This window comes from Actinomadura rubteroloni, from assembly GCF_002911665.1.
GTDB lineage: Bacteria > Actinomycetota > Actinomycetes > Streptosporangiales > Streptosporangiaceae > Spirillospora > Spirillospora rubteroloni.
In genome coordinates, this window is record NZ_MTBP01000002.1 from 33,045 (window position 1) to 48,545 (window position 15,501).

9 protein-coding genes are annotated in these 15,501 nt (G+C 75.5%); 3 read left to right on the top strand and 6 right to left on the bottom strand.

Annotated elements, in window-relative coordinates:
* Window positions 1–4 precede the first annotated feature (4 nt).
* Genes BTM25_RS11580 through BTM25_RS11590 form a run of 3 tightly spaced genes read right to left on the bottom strand, consistent with a single transcriptional unit; the run spans window position 5 to window position 8,864 of the window.
* Window positions 5–1,363 carry an MFS transporter gene (locus tag BTM25_RS11580; RefSeq protein ID WP_103562928.1) on the bottom strand — a complete coding sequence of 453 codons (1,359 nt, stop codon included), beginning with the start codon at window positions 1,361–1,363 and terminating at the stop codon, window positions 5–7.
* On the bottom strand, window positions 1,360–8,238 hold the full coding sequence (locus tag BTM25_RS11585) for an amino acid adenylation domain-containing protein (protein WP_103562929.1): 6,879 nt from the start codon (window positions 8,236–8,238) through the stop codon (window positions 1,360–1,362). Before BTM25_RS11585 ends, BTM25_RS11580 begins: the two co-directional genes overlap by 4 nt.
* Window positions 8,235–8,864 carry a GNAT family N-acetyltransferase gene (locus tag BTM25_RS11590; protein WP_103562930.1) on the bottom strand — a complete coding sequence of 210 codons (630 nt, stop codon included), beginning with the start codon at window positions 8,862–8,864 and terminating at the stop codon, window positions 8,235–8,237. Before BTM25_RS11590 ends, BTM25_RS11585 begins: the two co-directional genes overlap by 4 nt.
* A gap of 202 nt (window positions 8,865–9,066) precedes the next feature.
* On the opposite strand from BTM25_RS11590, the gene BTM25_RS11595 reads away from it, so the two are divergent.
* Window positions 9,067–10,026 (top strand): ABC transporter substrate-binding protein, encoded by a 960-nt coding sequence (locus tag BTM25_RS11595; RefSeq protein WP_103562931.1) that lies wholly within the window; start codon window positions 9,067–9,069, stop codon window positions 10,024–10,026.
* Between the two features lie 50 nt (window positions 10,027–10,076).
* On the opposite strand, the gene BTM25_RS11600 is transcribed toward BTM25_RS11595, so the two are convergent.
* The 3 genes from BTM25_RS11600 to BTM25_RS11610 form a co-directional block, all read right to left on the bottom strand.
* Complete coding sequence (locus BTM25_RS11600; protein ID WP_103562932.1) at window positions 10,077–10,712, bottom strand: RlpA-like double-psi beta-barrel domain-containing protein; 636 nt, start codon at window positions 10,710–10,712, stop codon at window positions 10,077–10,079.
* A gap of 566 nt (window positions 10,713–11,278) precedes the next feature.
* Complete coding sequence (locus BTM25_RS11605) at window positions 11,279–11,599, bottom strand: hypothetical protein (protein WP_103562933.1); 321 nt, start codon at window positions 11,597–11,599, stop codon at window positions 11,279–11,281.
* Between the two features lie 252 nt (window positions 11,600–11,851).
* A complete protein-coding gene (locus BTM25_RS11610; protein ID WP_205648084.1) occupies window positions 11,852–13,321 on the bottom strand; it encodes an MFS transporter in 1,470 nt (489 codons plus the stop codon).
* 134 nt (window positions 13,322–13,455) lie between these two features.
* On the opposite strand from BTM25_RS11610, the gene BTM25_RS11615 reads away from it, so the two are divergent.
* The gene (locus BTM25_RS11615; RefSeq protein WP_103562934.1) at window positions 13,456–14,403 is read left to right on the top strand and encodes a LysR substrate-binding domain-containing protein; all 948 of its coding nucleotides are present in this window, start codon (window positions 13,456–13,458) and stop codon (window positions 14,401–14,403) included.
* A complete protein-coding gene (locus BTM25_RS11620; RefSeq protein WP_103562935.1) occupies window positions 14,400–15,500 on the top strand; it encodes a winged helix DNA-binding domain-containing protein in 1,101 nt (366 codons plus the stop codon). Before BTM25_RS11615 ends, BTM25_RS11620 begins: the two co-directional genes overlap by 4 nt.
* The last annotated feature ends 1 nt before the right edge of the window (window position 15,501 follow it).

The window sequence follows — 15,501 nt, forward strand, 5'->3', positions numbered from 1 at the left end:
GGGTTCAACGGGCGGCGGGGACGGGCACGGCGGCCCGCCCGAGGCGGACGGCGACGAACGCGGCGGCGAGCGCGCAGCCCGCCGACGCCAGCAGCGCCGCGTGGTAGGACGCGAGCCCCCCGGCGGACACGGCGGCGAGGACGCCCGCGCCCATCGAGACGCCGAGCGCGGACGCCATCTGCCGTTCGGCGTTGTAGACGGTGGAGGCGGCGGCGGTCGCGGCCGTCCCGACCGTCGCGAACGCGGTGATCTGGAGCTGGATCGAGGACTGCCCGACGCAGAAGCCCATCACCAGGTGCAGGATCATGACGAGCGCGACCGGCGTGCCCGCGCCGATGAGGACGGTCAGCGCGATCGTGGCGGCGGCGCCGGTCATGCAGGCGGTGACGACCCGTCCGGGGCCGAACCGGTCCCGCAGCCGCGCGGCGACCTGCGAGGCGGCCATCAGCCCGACCGCCTTCGGCAGGACGGCGAGCCCGGTCAGCGCCGCCGAGTGCCCGAGCCCGCGCTGGAACAGCAGCGTGAAGGTGTACCCGGCGGCCATGAACCCGGCGACGAGGAACACCATCGCGCCGCCGGACAGCCGGAACGCCGCGTCCCGGAACACGCCGAGGTCCACCAGCGGGTCGCGGGTGCGGGGTTCCAGGACCGCGAACGCGGCGGCGAGCCCCAGCCCGGCCGCCGCCAGCCCGAGCGCGACCGGCCCGAAGCCGCGCGTGGCGCCGAGATTGAGCCCGGCGGTCAGCAGTCCCGCGCCGGGCGCGACGAGCAGGAAGCCGCGCAGGTCGAAGCGGCGGCGGCGCCGCTCCCCGCCGCCGTCCAGCGCGACCGCGCCCGCGACGAGCGCGACCAGCCCGACCGGGAGGTTCAGCGCGAAGCCCCACCGCCAGGACAGGTGGTCCACGAGCAGCCCGCCGACGACCGGCCCGAGCGTCGGCGCGAGCGCGCCCGGCAGCACGATCGCCCGCGCGAGCCGCATCCGCTCCTCGGGCGGGTAGGCGAGGTAGAGGACGGTCAGCCCGACCGACAGCAGCAGCGCGCCCGCCGCGCCCTGCGCCGCGCGGGCCGCGACGAGCGCGCCGAGCCCGCCCGCCAGGCAGCACGCCAGCGACGCCGCCGCGAACAGGACGAGAGCGCCGAGGAACGCCGCCTTTGGCCCGACCCGGTCGCTCACCCAGCCCGACGCGGGGATGCACACCGCGACGCTCACCAGGTACGCGGCGTCCACGGCCCCGGTCGCGCTCGCCGGGACGGCGAAGTCGCGGGCGATGGCGGGCAGCGCGACGTTCGCGATCGTCATGTCCATGCTGACGAGGAACACGACGGTCACGTAGACGGCGGCGACGGTCGTCCGGGCGTTCACGCGACCGTCCCGCGCAGCGCGGCGTCCACGACGGCGCCGATCTCGGCGATCGGGCCGGGCTGGGTCATGTCCTTGTGCTCGCACGCGATGGAGTGGTCGGCGATCGTCCCGCCGATGTAGGGCCGCCACAGGTCGCAGGTCGGCGACGCGGTGCCCTTGCCGAGTTCGGCGGGGTTCAGCGCGGCGGTGAAGAACAGCAGGTCGCCGTCGAACCGGCCGAACGCGGCGTCCTTCTCCAGCCGCGCGCTCGTCGCGAAGTTGTCGATCATCGCGGCGGGGGTGAACTCGCGGAGGTTGGCGAGCGCGCTGCCCTCGGCGCGCAGGATCGCCATGACGCGGTCCCGGTCGAGGGGGCCGTCCTCGCCGGTCATGTCGTGGCCGACCATGTAGAGGAGGGCGCGCAGGGCGTCCTCCTCCGACGGCAGGACGTCCCACACGCCGCTCGGATAGGAGTCGAGCATCGCCAGCACCGCGACCTCCTCGCCCTGGGCGCGGAGCGCGACCGCGACGTGGTGGGCGATGACGCCGCCGAACGACCAGCCGAGCAGCGCGTACGGGCCGTGCGGGACGACCTCGCGCATCGCCGCGACGTACTCGGCGGTCATCTCCTCCAGCGAGTCGGCGGGCCGGGTGCGGCGGGCGAGGTTGCGGGCCTGGACGCCGTACAGCGGGACGTCGCGGACGTGCTTGAGCAGCCCCGAGAAGCACCAGGCGATCCCGCCCGCCGGGTGGAAGCAGAACAGCGGGACGCCGTCGCCGGACGTCCGGAACGGCAGGATGATCTCCAGCGCCTCGTCGTCCCCGCCGCTCTCCAGCCGTCCGGCCAGCTCCGCGACGGTCGGCGCGGCGAAGATCTGCCCGACGCTCAGCCGCACGCCGAACTCGGCCTGGACGCGTCCGATGAGCCGCGCGGCCAGCAGCGAGTGGCCGCCGAGGTCGAAGAAGGAGTCGTCGATCCCGACCCGCTCCAAATCCAGGACCTCGGCGAACAGCGCGCAGAGCATCTCCTCCTGGCGGGTGCGGGGGCCGCGTCCGGCGGTCGCGGCGGGGCCGGGCGCGGGCAGCGCGCGGCGGTCGAGCTTGCCGTTCGGGCCGAGCGGCAGCGCGTCCAGCACGACGACCGCGGACGGCACCAGATGCGCGGGCAGCACGGCGGCCAGGGCGCGGCGCGGGTCCCCGGCCGGCGTGCCGGTGACGTAGCCGACGAGCCGGGGGTCGCCGGGCCGGTCCTCGCGGACGACCACGGCCGCCGCCGCGACGCCGGGCAGTTCGGCGAGGGCGCTCTGGACCTCGCCGGGCTCGATCCGGAAGCCGCGGATCTTGACCTGGTCGTCGGCGCGTCCGGCGAAGCGCAGGACGCCGCCGGCGCTCCAGCGAGCCAGGTCCCCGGTGCGGTAGAGGCGCGAGCCGGGCGGGCCGAAGGGGTTCGCGACGAACCGTTCGGCGGTGACGCCCGGACGGTTCAGGTACCCGCGCGCCAGGCCCGCCCCTGCGAGGTACAGCTCGCCGGTGACACCTGGCGGGACGGGACGCAGCGCGTCGTCCAGAACGTAGGCGCGGGTTCCGGGGTCAGGCCGTCCGATCGGTACGGGTCCGGTGTCGTCGGGGTCGCAGTCCCAGAGCGTGGCGTTGACGGTCGCCTCGGTCGGCCCGTAGGCGTTGACGACGCGGTGCCTTCTCCCCCACCGCGCGACGAGTTCGGGCGGCACCTTCTCCGCGCCGATCGCGAGCGTCGCGCCGTCGGGCAGGTCCACGTCGGCGGGAAACATCGCCAGCAGCGACGGCGGCAGCCCGAGCAGGTTCACGCCGTGCCGCGCGGCGTACTCGGCGAGCGGCGCGCCGGGGACGCGCAGGTCGTCCGGGCACAGGACGAGCGTCCCGCCCGACAGCAGCGGGATGCAGAGCTGCCAGAGCGCGGCGTCGAAGCTGAGCGAGGCGAAGTGCAGGACGCGCGCGTCCGGCCCGGCGCCGAGCCGCGTCTCCTGGGTCTCGACCAGGTCCGCGATCCCGGCGTGCGTGACGACGACGCCCTTGGGCCGTCCGGTGGACCCGGACGTGTAGATCACGTACGCGGCGTGGTCCACCGACGGCGGCCCGGGCGGGTCCGTGGCCGGGAACTCCTCCAGGCCGGTGAAGTCGGCCGGGGTGACGACGTGCGCGGGCCGCGCGTCCTCGGTCATGGCCGCGAGCCGTTCGGCGGGGTAGGACGGGTCGAGCGGCAGGTAGGCGGCCCCGGCCTTGAGGACGCCGAGCACCGCGACGACCATGTCGGGCGTCCGGGGCATCCGCACGCCGACCAGGTCCTCCGGGCCGGTCCCCGCGCCGAGCAGCCGGTGCGCGAGCCGGTTCGCGCGGGCGTTCAGCTCCGCGTAGGTGAACTCCTCGCCCGCGAAGACGAGCGCGACGGCGTCCGGCGACCGCCGCACCTGGTCCTCGAACAGCGCGGGCAGCGTCGCGGCGCGACGGTCGTGCCCGGTGGCGTTCCACGCGGTGAGGATCGTGCGGCGTTCGTCGGCGCTGAGCACGTCCAGGTCGCCGATCCGGCGGCCGGGGTCGGCGGCGGCCTGCCCGAGCAGCCGCACGAGCCGTCCGGCCAGCGCCTCGACGGTCGCATGGTCGAACAGGTCGGCGCTGTACTCGACGGCGCCGTCGATGCCCGCGCCGCCGGGCCGCTCGGTGAACCGGAACGCGAGGTCGAACTTGGCGCCGCCGGTCGCGACCATGCGCACCGACGCCGTCAGGCCGGGCAGGTCCGGGCTCGCCGGCGGGTCGGCGGCGTAGGTGACCATGACCTGGAACAGCGGGTGCCGGGTGAGGGCGCGCGGCGGCGCCAGCGCCTCCACCACCCGGTCGAACGGGACGTCCTGGTGCTCGAACGCGGCCAGGTCGGCGGCGCGGACCCGGTCGAGGAGGTCGCGGAACGCCGGGTTCCCGGACGTGTCGGTGCGCAGCACGAGCGCGTTGACGAAGCAGCCGACGAGAGCGTCGAGGGCGTCGTCGGCGCGGCCCGCCGCCGGGGTGCCGAGCGGGACGTCGGTGCCCGCGCCGAGCCGGGTCAGCAGCGCCGCGACCCCGGCCTGGACGGTCATGAACAGGCTGGCGCGCGCGTCGCGGGCGAGGGCGGCGAGCGTCCGGTGCAGGTCGGCGCCGAGCGCGAACGCCACGACGCCGCCGCGTCCGGTGCCGGCGGCGGGGCGGGGCCGGTCGGCGGGCAGGTCCAGTTCGGCGGGCAGGCCGCGCAGCGCGTCGCGCCAGTGGGCGAGTTGGCGGCCCGCGATCGCGTCCGGGTCGTCCTCGGCGCCGAGGAGGTCGCGCTGCCAGAGCGTGTAGTCGGCGTACTGGACGGGCAGCGGCGCCCAGTCCGGGACGCGTCCGGCGCGGCGGGCGGCGTACGCGGCGGCGAGGTCGCCGACGAGCCGGCCCGCCGACCACTCGTCGCCCGCGACGTGGTGCAGGACGAGCAGCAGCTCGTGCTCGTCCGGCCCGGCCGCGTGCAGTGCGGCGCGCAACGGCGGCTCGGCGGCGAGGTCGAAGACGTGCCGCGCCGCGGCGGTCAGGTCGTCCCCGGTCGCGGCCCGGTGCAGGACGGGCGGCGCGGCGGGCGCGATCTCCTGGCGCGGTTCGCCGTCGTCGGCGGGGAAGCGGGTGCGCAGGATCTCGTGCCGGGCCGTGAGGTCGCCGAGCGCGGCGGTCAGCGCGGCCGGGTCGAGCGGGCCGGTGAGGCGCAGCGCGATCGGGACGTTGTAGGCGGCGCTCTCGCCCGTCCGGTGCAGGAACCACAGGCCGCGCTGCACGGGCGACAGCGGGATGCGCGCCGGGCGCGGCAGCGGGACGAGCGGCGGCCGGTCGGCTCCGGCGCCGAGCGCGGCGGCGATCCCGGCGACGGTCGGAGTCTCGAAGATCGCGCGGATGCCCAGTTCGGCGCCCAGCACGGCGCGGACGCGGGCGGTGAGGCGCGCGGCGAGCAGCGAGTCCCCGCCGAGGTCGAAGAACCCGTCGTCCACGCCGACCGACGGGACGCCGAGCACCTCGGCGAACAGCGCGCACAGCGCGGCCTCGCGGGCGCTCGCCGGCGCCGTGCCCGCTCCGGCGAGCAGCGGGACGGGCAGCGCGGCCCGGTCCAGCTTGCCGTTCACGGTCAGCGGCAGCGCGCCGAGCCCGACGACGGCGGCCGGGACCATGTGCGCGGGCAGCCGTCCGGCCAGGTGGGCGCGCAGGTCGGCGCGGACGCCGCGCCCGCCGCCGGTCACCGCGTAGCCGACGAGCCGCCGGTCGCCCGGCCGGTCCTCGCGGACGACGACCGCCGCCTGCGCGACGTCCGGATGGTCGAGCAGCGCGGTCTCGATCTCGGCGGGCTCGATGCGGAACCCCCGGACCTTCACCTGGTCGTCGGCGCGGCCGAGGAACTCCAGCGTGCCGTCCGGCAGCGCGCGGGCGAGGTCGCCGGTGCGGTACATGCGGGCGCCGGGCGGGCCGAAGGGGTCGGCGACGAACCGTCCGGCGGTGAGGCCGGGCCGGCGCAGGTAGCCGTGGGCGAGGCCCGCGCCGCCGACGTACATCTCGGCGGCGCGTCCGGGCGCGACGGGACGCAGCGCGTCGTCCAGCAGGTGGACGCGCAGGTCCGGGATCGGGCCGCCGATCGGGCTGCCCGCGCGGTCGGCCGGGCCGAGCGCGCGGTGGGTCACGTGGACGGTCGTCTCGGTGATCCCGTACATGTTCACCAGGCGCGGCGCCTCGGTGCCGTGCTTCGCGTACCACGGGGCGAGCCGTCCGGGGTCGAGCGCCTCGCCGCCGAAGATCACGTGGCGCAGCGCCGGTCCGGCGCCGGGGTCGGCCGCGACGAGCTGGTAGAACGCCGACGGCGTCTGGTTCAGGACGGTCACGCCCTCGGCGGCGAGCAGCCCGGCGAACGCCTCCGGGGAGCGGGCGACGTCCTGCGCGACGATCACCAGCCGTCCGCCGTGCAGCAGCGCGCCCCACAGCTCCCAGACGGAGAAGTCGAACGCGTAGGAGTGGAAGAGGGTCCAGACGTCGTCCGCGCCGAAGCCGAACCAGTGCCGCGTGGCCGTGAACAGCCGGACGACGTTGCGGTGCGGCACGACGACGCCCTTCGGCGCGCCGGTCGACCCGGACGTGTAGATCACGTAGGCGGGCAGGTCCGGGTGCAGCGCGCGGTCGAGCGGGACGGCCGGGTACCGCGCGGCCTCGGCGAGCGTGTCCGGCGTGACGGTTGCGACGGGGCGGGCGTCCGCCAGCGTCGCGGCCACGCGCGCCGCCGGGTACGCCGGGTCGATCGGCACGTACGCCGCGCCGGTCTTCAGCACCGCCAGCACCGCGACGACGAGGTCGGCCGAGCGGGGCAGCGCGAGCGCGACGAACGCGCCGGGACGGGCGCCGCGCTCGGCGAGCAGCCCGGCGAGCCGGTCGGCGGCGGCGTCCAGCTCGGCGTAGGTGAGGTGGGCCGCGCCGTCGCTGACCGCGACCGCTTCGGGCGTCTTCGCGGCGCGCTCCTCGAACAGCCCGACGAGCGTCGCGTCGTCGGGCGGCGCGGCGACGGCCGCCGGGCGCGGCAAGGTCCGGACGGTGTCCAGCCGCCCGACCGGCAGGTCCGGCCCACCGGCCGCGAACGCGGCGAGCAGCCCGGTCAGCCCGGCGGCGTGCCCGTCCAGATCGGCTGCGGAGTAGAGGTCGGGGTTGGCGTCGACCTCCAGCGGCAGCGCGCCGTCGCGCGGCCCGGCGCCGTGGACGGTGACGGTCAGGTCGTCCACCGGCCCCGCCGACAGGTAGTGCGTCGTCGCGGGCACGCCGCCGAACCGCAGCTCGGGCGTGAACGGCTTGACGTTGACGAGCGGGCCGGTGAGCCGCCGTCCCTCGCCGAGCAGCCGCAGGTCGCGGCGCAGGTCCTCGGACCGGTACCGCCCGTGCCGGCGGGCCTCGCGCAGCCGCGCGGCGACCTGCCCGACCAGTTCCCCGGCCGTCGTGGCGGGCCGCAGGTCGAGGCGCAGCGGGACGACGTTGGTCACCATCGACGGGACCCGCGCCGCCGCCGTGCCGAGCCGTCCCATCAGCGGCAGTCCGAGGACGACCGTGCGCGCTCCCGTCCGGCGGTGCGCGTAGGCGGCGACCCCGGCGATCACGGCCTCCGGCCAGGTGGCCCCCGCCGCCCCGGCGAGCGCGTGCGGGACCGTCAGGGTGCCCGTCCGGCGCAGGAAGCCCGGCGCGGGGCGCGGCACGCCGGTCGTGAACGCGGCGATCTCGGGGGCGTCGGCGAGCAGGCCCGTCCAGTACGCCCGGTCGGCCGCGCGCCGCTCCGAGCGCCGGTAGGCGGCCTCCTCGGCGACGACGTCGCGCAGCGGCAGGAACCGGCCGCCCGGGTAGGCGCGGTCCTGCGCGAGCGCGGTGTAAAGCTCGGCGACACGCCGCGCGACCTGCGAGAACCCGTAGCCGTCCAGCACGATGTGGTGGCACCGCTGGTACCAGAGCGCGCAGCCAGGACCGACCGTGATCAGCGCCTGGGTGAACAGCGGCCCGGTCTCGGGCGCGACGGCGCGGGCCAGGTCGGCGCGCATCCAGCGCAGCGCGGCGGCGCGCGGGTCGGCCTCGGCGGCGACGTCGGGCCGGTGCAGCGGCCAGTCGCCGGGCGCGACGAGCTGCCAGGGGTGCGCGTCGTCCCCGCCGAACCGGACGTTCAGCGCGTCGGTCTCGGCGAGGGTCGCGCGCAGCGCCCGCTCGAACAGGCCCGCGTCGACGGCGCCGTGGATCTCGACGTACTCGGCGGTGTTGTGGGCGGGGTTCGCGGGGTCCAGGCGCTGGGCGAACCAGATGCCCTCCTGCGCCCCGGTCAGCGCGAACGCGTCCGGCGGGAGGTCGCTCATGCGGGCAGCACCGGGACGTCGGCCTCGGTCCGCGCGGCGATGAACAGCGCGGCGCGCTTGTGCGGCAGGTCGACCTCGCCGAGGAACCGCAGGCCGAGCTTCTCGTCGGTGCGCCGCGCGGCGGTGTTGGACGCGTCCGGCTCCGACACGATCCGGGTGCAGGCGGGCTCGGCGGCGAAGATCCCGTCGATGAACGCGCCGAACAGCCGGACGCCGATGCCCCGCCCGACGGCCTCGGTCTCGCCGATCGCGAGGTGGAACCCGACGTCGTGCGGACGGGACGGGTACACGCGGCCGACCACGTCGCGCGCGGCCCGGTACAGCTCGACGTAGGCGATCGGACGTCCGTCGAGCGACACGATGAACGGCCGCGCGTAGTCCCCGGCGAGGTGTCCCGCGATCTCCTCGGCCCAGCGCTCGCGCGGCCATGCCTGGTCGTAGTGCGCCGCGACGTGCGGCAGGTTCATCCAGCGGTGGACGAGGTCGAGGTCGGCGCCGTCCGGCCGGGCGACGTGCGCGGCGAACGGCGGTGCCAGCTCCGGGACGGGCGGCGGCCCGGCGGCGAGGACCTCCGGGGCGAGTCCGGCCGCCAGCCGCCTGGTGTAGGTGCCGGGATCGCTGCTCACGTCGCCTCCACGGGAGATCAAGTTAGGTAAGGCTTAGCTAAGTTGAACGTGCACAGCTAAGCACCGGCCGCGCGGCGCGGTCAACGCACGACCGCCGCGACCGCCCGAAGAGCGATCTAGGCCACAGAAGGTGACAAATAAGGTGAGCCTAACCTAATGTTTGCCGCCGAACGGAGCCCCACCCCCGCGTCTGGAGACACCCATGCCCCTCACCGTCCGGCACCGCGCGACCGGTCTCGTCGCCGGCCTTCTCGCCCTCACGCTGGGCCTCACCGCCTGCGGCGGCGGCGACTCCGACGCGGGATCCGGCGGCGCCACGCGCGACGTCGTGGACGCGACCGGCGCGACCGTCGAGGTCCCCGCGCGTCCGCAGCGCGTCGTGGCGCTCACCGAGACCGACCTGGACTCGGCGCTCGCGCTCGGCGTGCAGCCGGTCGGCGTCACCAACGGGCGGTTCGCCAAGGACGTCCCCGGCTACCTGAAGTCCAAGCTCACCGGCCGGTACACGGTGGTCGGGGACCTCGGCACGCCCGTCCTGGAGAAGGTGGCCGAGGCCCGGCCCGACCTGATCCTCGCCGGGTTCATCCCGGACGAGAAGGTCATCGCGCAGCTCAAGAAGATCACCCCGGCGACCGTGCTGACCACGAAGATGGCCGAGGACTGGAAGGCGACGTTCACCCGCACCGCCGACATCCTCGGCAAGCAGGCGGAGGGCAAGAGCGTCCTCGCCGCCTATGACAAGCACGTCGCGGACGTGAAGGGCGGGCTCGGCGGCAACGCGGGAGCGTCGATCAGCATCGTCCGGTGGAACGCGACAGGGCCGAGCTACATGCTGAAGGACGCCTTCTCCAGCCTGGTCGTCCGCGACCTCGGCTTCGAGCGTCCGAAGGGCCAGCTCACCCCGGCCGGGTTCTCGCCGAGCGACGCGCTCAGCCTGGAGAACCTCAAGATCCTGGACGGCGACTGGATGTTCCTCGGCACGCTCAACCCCGACGCCGCCGCCGCGCTGAAGGACGCCGCGAAGATCCCGGCGTTCAAGGACCTGCCGGTCGTCCGGGCCGGGCACGTCGTCAACGTGGACGGCGCGATCTGGACCTCGCGCGGCGGGCCGGCCGCCGCGTCCACGGTGCTGGACGACATCGCGAAGGCCCTCGCCAAGTAGACGCGAAAGGCCCCGGCGACGTCCTGGCCGCCGGGGCCTTTTCTCTTGCGTCAGGAACCGAACGGCTGCGGTTCACCCCGGGTGCCCGCGCCGCCGCCCCACTGCAGGACCTCCCACCGCAGACCCTGGAGGTGGCCTTCGCCGGTCCCGGCCTCGTACTTGCTGGCGGGCTTCTCGCCGTCCAGCAGGTAGCGGAAGGTGTAGGTGTCGAGGTCGAGCATGACCCCGTTGTGCGAGGGGGCGCCCGGCCCCCGGTCGCCGACGAAGCCGGTGACGCTGCGCCCGTTGTAGGACACGCGGACCTTGGTGTTCATCGGCCAGCTCGGACTGGCGAACAGGCCCTTCTGCATCGACTTCCCGCTGGCGGGAGCGCCGGTGTCGCCGTTGACGCCCGACCCGTCGTCCCAGAAGTAGGACGCGGTCGTCCGGCCGCTGAGCAGGGCCTTCGGTCCGCGTCCGCGCTTCTTGGCGGACGGCTTGGGCGACGGCTTGGCGGTGTCGGCGGAGGCCGCGCTCGGCACGCGCGCCCGGTCCCGGGCCAGCTCCTGCGCCGCGACCGGTGCGCCCGCGGTCTCCTTGGGGGCCCGGTCGTCGCCGCTCGCGACGGCCACGCCGGCGACCAGCATCCCGGCGAGCGCGGAGCCGGTGACCCCGGCCAGGAGGGCGTTCGTCGCACGCTTCTGCATGAGAATCCTTCGTTCGGCGGACAGAGCTGCCGTCCCTGCGCCGCTGTCGCGCGCGTCGGGAACGGCGCGCCGGGCATGGCCCGGCGCTGGCGCCGCGAAATGAGCCCGTGGGATTCCGCCGTCATGCGCCCGTGTTTGCGGGCAGCACGGGATGCGCCCGGGCCCCGGCCGAAAAAGGGCAGGGCGGAACGGGCGTGCGGCGGAAACGGGAAGGATCGCCGACCGGGCGCGCCTCAGCTCGGCGCGGCTCCGGTGCGACCGCTGCATGGCCGGTCGCGGTTCGGCTGGGGAGGACCCGCCTGGAGGGCGGGACACGACGCCGGAAGGTTCGACCAGGTCAAGAGGCTCTTGACCCTGATCTGACGATGAGTATAGGCAGAATTGTCACGTTCCACCCAGATCGCCATTTTTTTGACCTAGGCGTAGGTAGATCTTTTTCTCGGCGGCCCGCCGCGCCGGACCGGCGCGGGGCGGCGGAGAACGCGAAAGCCCCTAGGAGAAAGGGGGTCGCGCGGACGAGCCCTGCGCGCCCCCGAGGCGGGCAGGGCCGGACGAGACGTCGGGGCTCAGCGCTGGACGAACAGCTCCGGCACCGGCGGCGGCACGGTGCCGTCGGCACGGCGCTGCTGCGGGAGCGGCTGGGGAAGCTGCTGGGGAAGCGGGGTGGGGCCGGTCTGGACGGAGCGGGGCTCGCCGAGAAGGGCCATCAGCGCGCGGGCCGTGTCGGAGTCCATGCGCACGAGGACGCTCGGGCGGCCGCCCGGGTCGACGAACGGGGAGATCGACGGCGCCGCCGGCACGTGCGGTAGCGCACGGCGCAGCTCTTCGCGGAGGTCGTGGGCGAGGCGCAGCGCCTGTCGGTCACTGTCGCTCAGATGTGCGGTCATCGCGATCTCCGGGGGGCGTTCGCAGTGCGGGAGGTGCGTGGTCCGGGAGCAATCCTGCTAAAGATGGCGTGCAGGTGCAAGAGCCGATGCACGTGCATCTCACCTGATTTCCCGCAGATCTGGCCCCTCGGTCATCTCCTGGCAATCAGGACGATTCCTGCTCGTCAGCGCGTTGCCGCGCCCGGCGCGCGGGGCGGCGCCGCGACCGGCGTCCGCCCCGTCAAGGCCGCTACAGCGACATTCGCCACACTCTCAGGGGCGCCGACCGGCCACCGCGAGCACCGCCGAGGCCAGAACGACCACCCCGACGACGCGCAGTCCCGCCGACATCCCGTCCGTGAAAGCGCCCACGACCTGGTCGTGCAGGCCCGGCGCCGCGTGGGCGAGGGCCTCCCCCGCCGAGCGGGCGCGCTCCCCCGGCGGCAGCCCGGCGGCGAGCCGCGCCGCCAGGACCGTCCCGGCGACCGCGACGCCGAGCGCGCTCCCGATCTCGCGCGCCGCGCCGTTCAGCCCGGAGCCGAGGCCCGCGCGGCCGTGCGGCAGCGACGTCATCACCCCGACCGAGAGGGTCGGGAGGCACAGGCCCGTCCCGCAGGACAGGAGCAGCAGGAACGCCGCGTACCAGGGGTAGGGCGTGGCGGCGTCCGCGAACGACAGCAGGAGCAGGCCCGCGCCGACGCACGCCAGGCCCGCGGCGACGACCGTCCGCTCGCCCCAGCGCGCCGCCAGCGCCACCGACCGCCGCGACACGACGATCATGCCGAGGATGAGCGGGACGATCGCGACACCGGTCTTCAGCGTGTCGTAGCCCTTGGCGTACTGGAGGTACTGCGCGTTGACGAAGAACAGCGCGAAGAGGCCGAAGAACACCGCCCCGACGCCGACGACCCCGCCGCGAAGCCGTGCCACGGCGAAGATCCGGGGGTCAAGCAGCGGGTGGGCGGCGCGCAGCGCGTGGACGGTGAACACCGCCAGCAGGACGGCCGCGCACGCGAACCCGCCGAGCACGACGCCCGACGACCAGCCGTGCCCGGGGCCTTCGATGATCCCGAACAGCAGCGCGAACAGGCCGAGGGTGAGCAGGGCGGCGCCGGTGACGTCCAGGTCCGCGTCGTGCCGTTCGCCGCGCGGGGCCGCCCACGCGACCGCCGCCGCGAGCAGCAGCGCCGCGGGCGCGCCGACGTAGAAGAGTCCCTGCCAGGGAAGCCAGCGCAGGATCGCGCCGCCGCCGACGTTGCCGACCGCCCCGGCGACGCCGGTCGCGGCCGTCCAGCCCGCGATGGCCTGCGGACGCCGCGCGGGCTCGGTGACCTGGAGAAGGAGGGACAGCGTCGCGGGCATGATCAGCGCCGCGCCGGCGCCGGTGACGAGCCGTCCGGCGAGCATGACCGTGACGCCGGGCGCGAGCGCGGAGACCAGGCAGCCGGCGGCGAAGGCGGCGAGGCCCGCGAGCAGGGCGCCCTTGCGTCCGCGCCGGTCCCCGATCGCGCCCGCCGGGATGAGCAGGCAGCCGAACACGAGGACGTAGGTGTCGACGATCCACAGGAGTTGCGAACCGGACGGGTGCAGATCGCTGCGGGCGAGGTCGGGGAGGGCGAGATTCGTCGCGGCGACCATCGCCACGACGAGAACCACGCACGCGGACATGAGCGTCGGCATCAGCCGCGCGCGGCCCGGTCCCGGGACCGGCGGCGCGGATTTCCGGACGGCGTTCACCGTCATGGGGGCTCTCCTTCGAGAAAAGGAACAAGGAACGGAGGCGGGATCCCGGGAACGCGCGCGGCCTCCGCAACCGACCGTAGGCTCAACGGTGTCTTGCGTTCAAATGCAACTTTTGCAGGCGAGGAGTGCACGGAATGCAATCCAGACTGGACTTCAATCTGCTCGTCGCGCTCGACGTCCTGCTGGAGGAGGAGAGCGTCACCGGCGCCGCCGCCCGGCTGCACCTGTCCGGTCCGGCGATGAGCCGCACGCTCGGCCGGATCCGGCGGGCGCTCGGCGATCCCGTGCTCGTCCGGTCCGGGCGCGGCATGGTCCCGACGCCGCGCGCCCTGGCGATGCGCGCCGAGGTCCGCGACGTCGTGCGGCGCGCCGCCGGGATCTTCGGCTCGGACGAACGGGTCGATCCGGGCACGCTGGAGGCGAGCTTCACCGTCCAGGCCGAGGAGGGGACGATCGCGGTCGTCGCCGGGCCGCTGCTGGAACGGCTCGCGCGCGAGGCGCCCGGCGTCACGCTGCGGTTCCTCGGCGAGGGCCCGCGCGACACGCACCGGCTCCGCCGCGACACGGTCGACCTGGAGGTCGGCGTGATCAACGGGACGCCCGAGACGAGCACCCGGCCGCTGCTGGAGGAGCGGTTCGTGGCCGTCATGCGGCCGGGCCACCCGCTCGCCGGCGACGCGCCGCTCACCGCCTGGGCCGCGGCGGCGCAGCTCGCCACGAGCCGCCGGGGCCGGACGCACGGCCCGATCGACGACGCGCTGGCCGCCGAGGGGCTGCGGCGGCGGCTGGTCTGCTCGGTGCCGGACGCGCACACAGCGCTGGCCGTCGTCGCCGGGTCCGATCTGGTGGCCTTCGCGCTGGAGCGGCTGCACCGGCGGCTGGTCGACCGGCTCGGGCTCGTCGCCGTCGTGCCGCCGCTGGAGCTGCCGCCGTGCGTGCTGGAGATGGCATGGCACGTCCGCTATGACGCGGACGCGGCGCACGCGTGGCTGCGCGGGATCGTCCGGGACGCCGTCCTCGACGCGGCCGGCGTCGCCCCCGATGGCAGAATTTCGGACATCGCCGAGCGGGGAGAACGATGACCGAAGTCCTGACCGTCCGGGCGCTGAACCGCGCGACCCTCGCCCGGCAGGGCCTCCTGGCCCGGGAGCCGCTCGGCGTGGCGGCGGCCGTGGAACGGTTCGGCGGCCTCCAGGCGCAGGAGGCGCGGCCGCCGTTCGTCGGGCTGTGGAGCCGCCTCGCGGGCTTCGCGCCGTCCGACCTGACCGGCGCGCTGCACTCCCGCGACGTCGTCCGCGCGACGCTGATGCGCGGCACGCTGCACCTGGTGACGGCCGCCGACTACGCCGCGTTCCGGACGCCGCTGCAACCGGTCCTGGACGCGGGCCGCAAGGCCCTCGGCGACCGCGCCGCCGGGCTCGACACCGCCCGGGTGCTGCCGGTCGCGCGCGAGCTGCTGCACGCGGGCCCGCGCACATTCGCCGAGATGCGGGACCTGCTCCAGGAGCGGTTTCCCGACGTCAACGACCGCGCGCTCGGCTTCACCGTCCGGATGTGCGTGCCGCTGGTGATGGTCCCGGGCGAGGACCGCTGGGGCTTCCCGCGCACGGCCCGCTTCGCGCTCGCCTCGGACTGGCTCGGGGCCGAGCCTACGGACGCCGCCGAGCCCGACGCGCTCGTCCTCCGCTATCTGGCCGCATTCGGCCCCGCGACGGCCGCCGACGCGCAGGCGTTCACCGGACTGCCCGCGCTCGGCCCCGTCCTGGACCGCCTCCGGCCGGGTCTGCGGGTCTTCGCCGACGAGCGCGGGCGCGAGCTGTTCGACGTCCCGGACGCCCCGCGTCCGGGCCCGGACGTCCCCGCGCCGGCCCGGTTCCTGCCCGAGTTCGACTCGCTCGTCCTGGCCCACGCCGACCGCACCCGCGTGATCTCCGACGCGGACCGTCCGCTGCTGACCAGCAAGAACCTGCGCGTCCGCGCCACCTTCCTGTGGGACGGGTTCGCCGCCGGAACCTGGGAGGCGGCCCGCAGGCGCAAGGTGGCGACCCTGAATCTGCGCCCCTTCGGGACGCTCCCCGATTCGGCCCTGGACGCCCTCACCGCCGAGGGCGAGGCCCTGCTCTCCTTCACCGAACCGGACGCCACCGAGCGGGTGGTGACCGTCACCTCGGCGGACTGAC

Coding starts and splice junctions, on each gene's coding strand:
- BTM25_RS11620 (WP_103562935.1), top strand. CDS start 14,400: ATGACCGAAGTCCTGACCGTCCGGGCGCTGAACCGCGCGACCCTCGCC.
- BTM25_RS11605 (WP_103562933.1), bottom strand. CDS start 11,599: ATGACCGCACATCTGAGCGACAGTGACCGACAGGCGCTGCGCCTCGCC.
- BTM25_RS11600 (WP_103562932.1), bottom strand. CDS start 10,712: ATGCAGAAGCGTGCGACGAACGCCCTCCTGGCCGGGGTCACCGGCTCC.
- BTM25_RS11595 (WP_103562931.1), top strand. CDS start 9,067: ATGCCCCTCACCGTCCGGCACCGCGCGACCGGTCTCGTCGCCGGCCTT.
- BTM25_RS11585 (WP_103562929.1), bottom strand. CDS start 8,238: ATGAGCGACCTCCCGCCGGACGCGTTCGCGCTGACCGGGGCGCAGGAG.
- BTM25_RS11610 (WP_205648084.1), bottom strand. CDS start 13,321: ATGACGGTGAACGCCGTCCGGAAATCCGCGCCGCCGGTCCCGGGACCG.
- BTM25_RS11615 (WP_103562934.1), top strand. CDS start 13,456: ATGCAATCCAGACTGGACTTCAATCTGCTCGTCGCGCTCGACGTCCTG.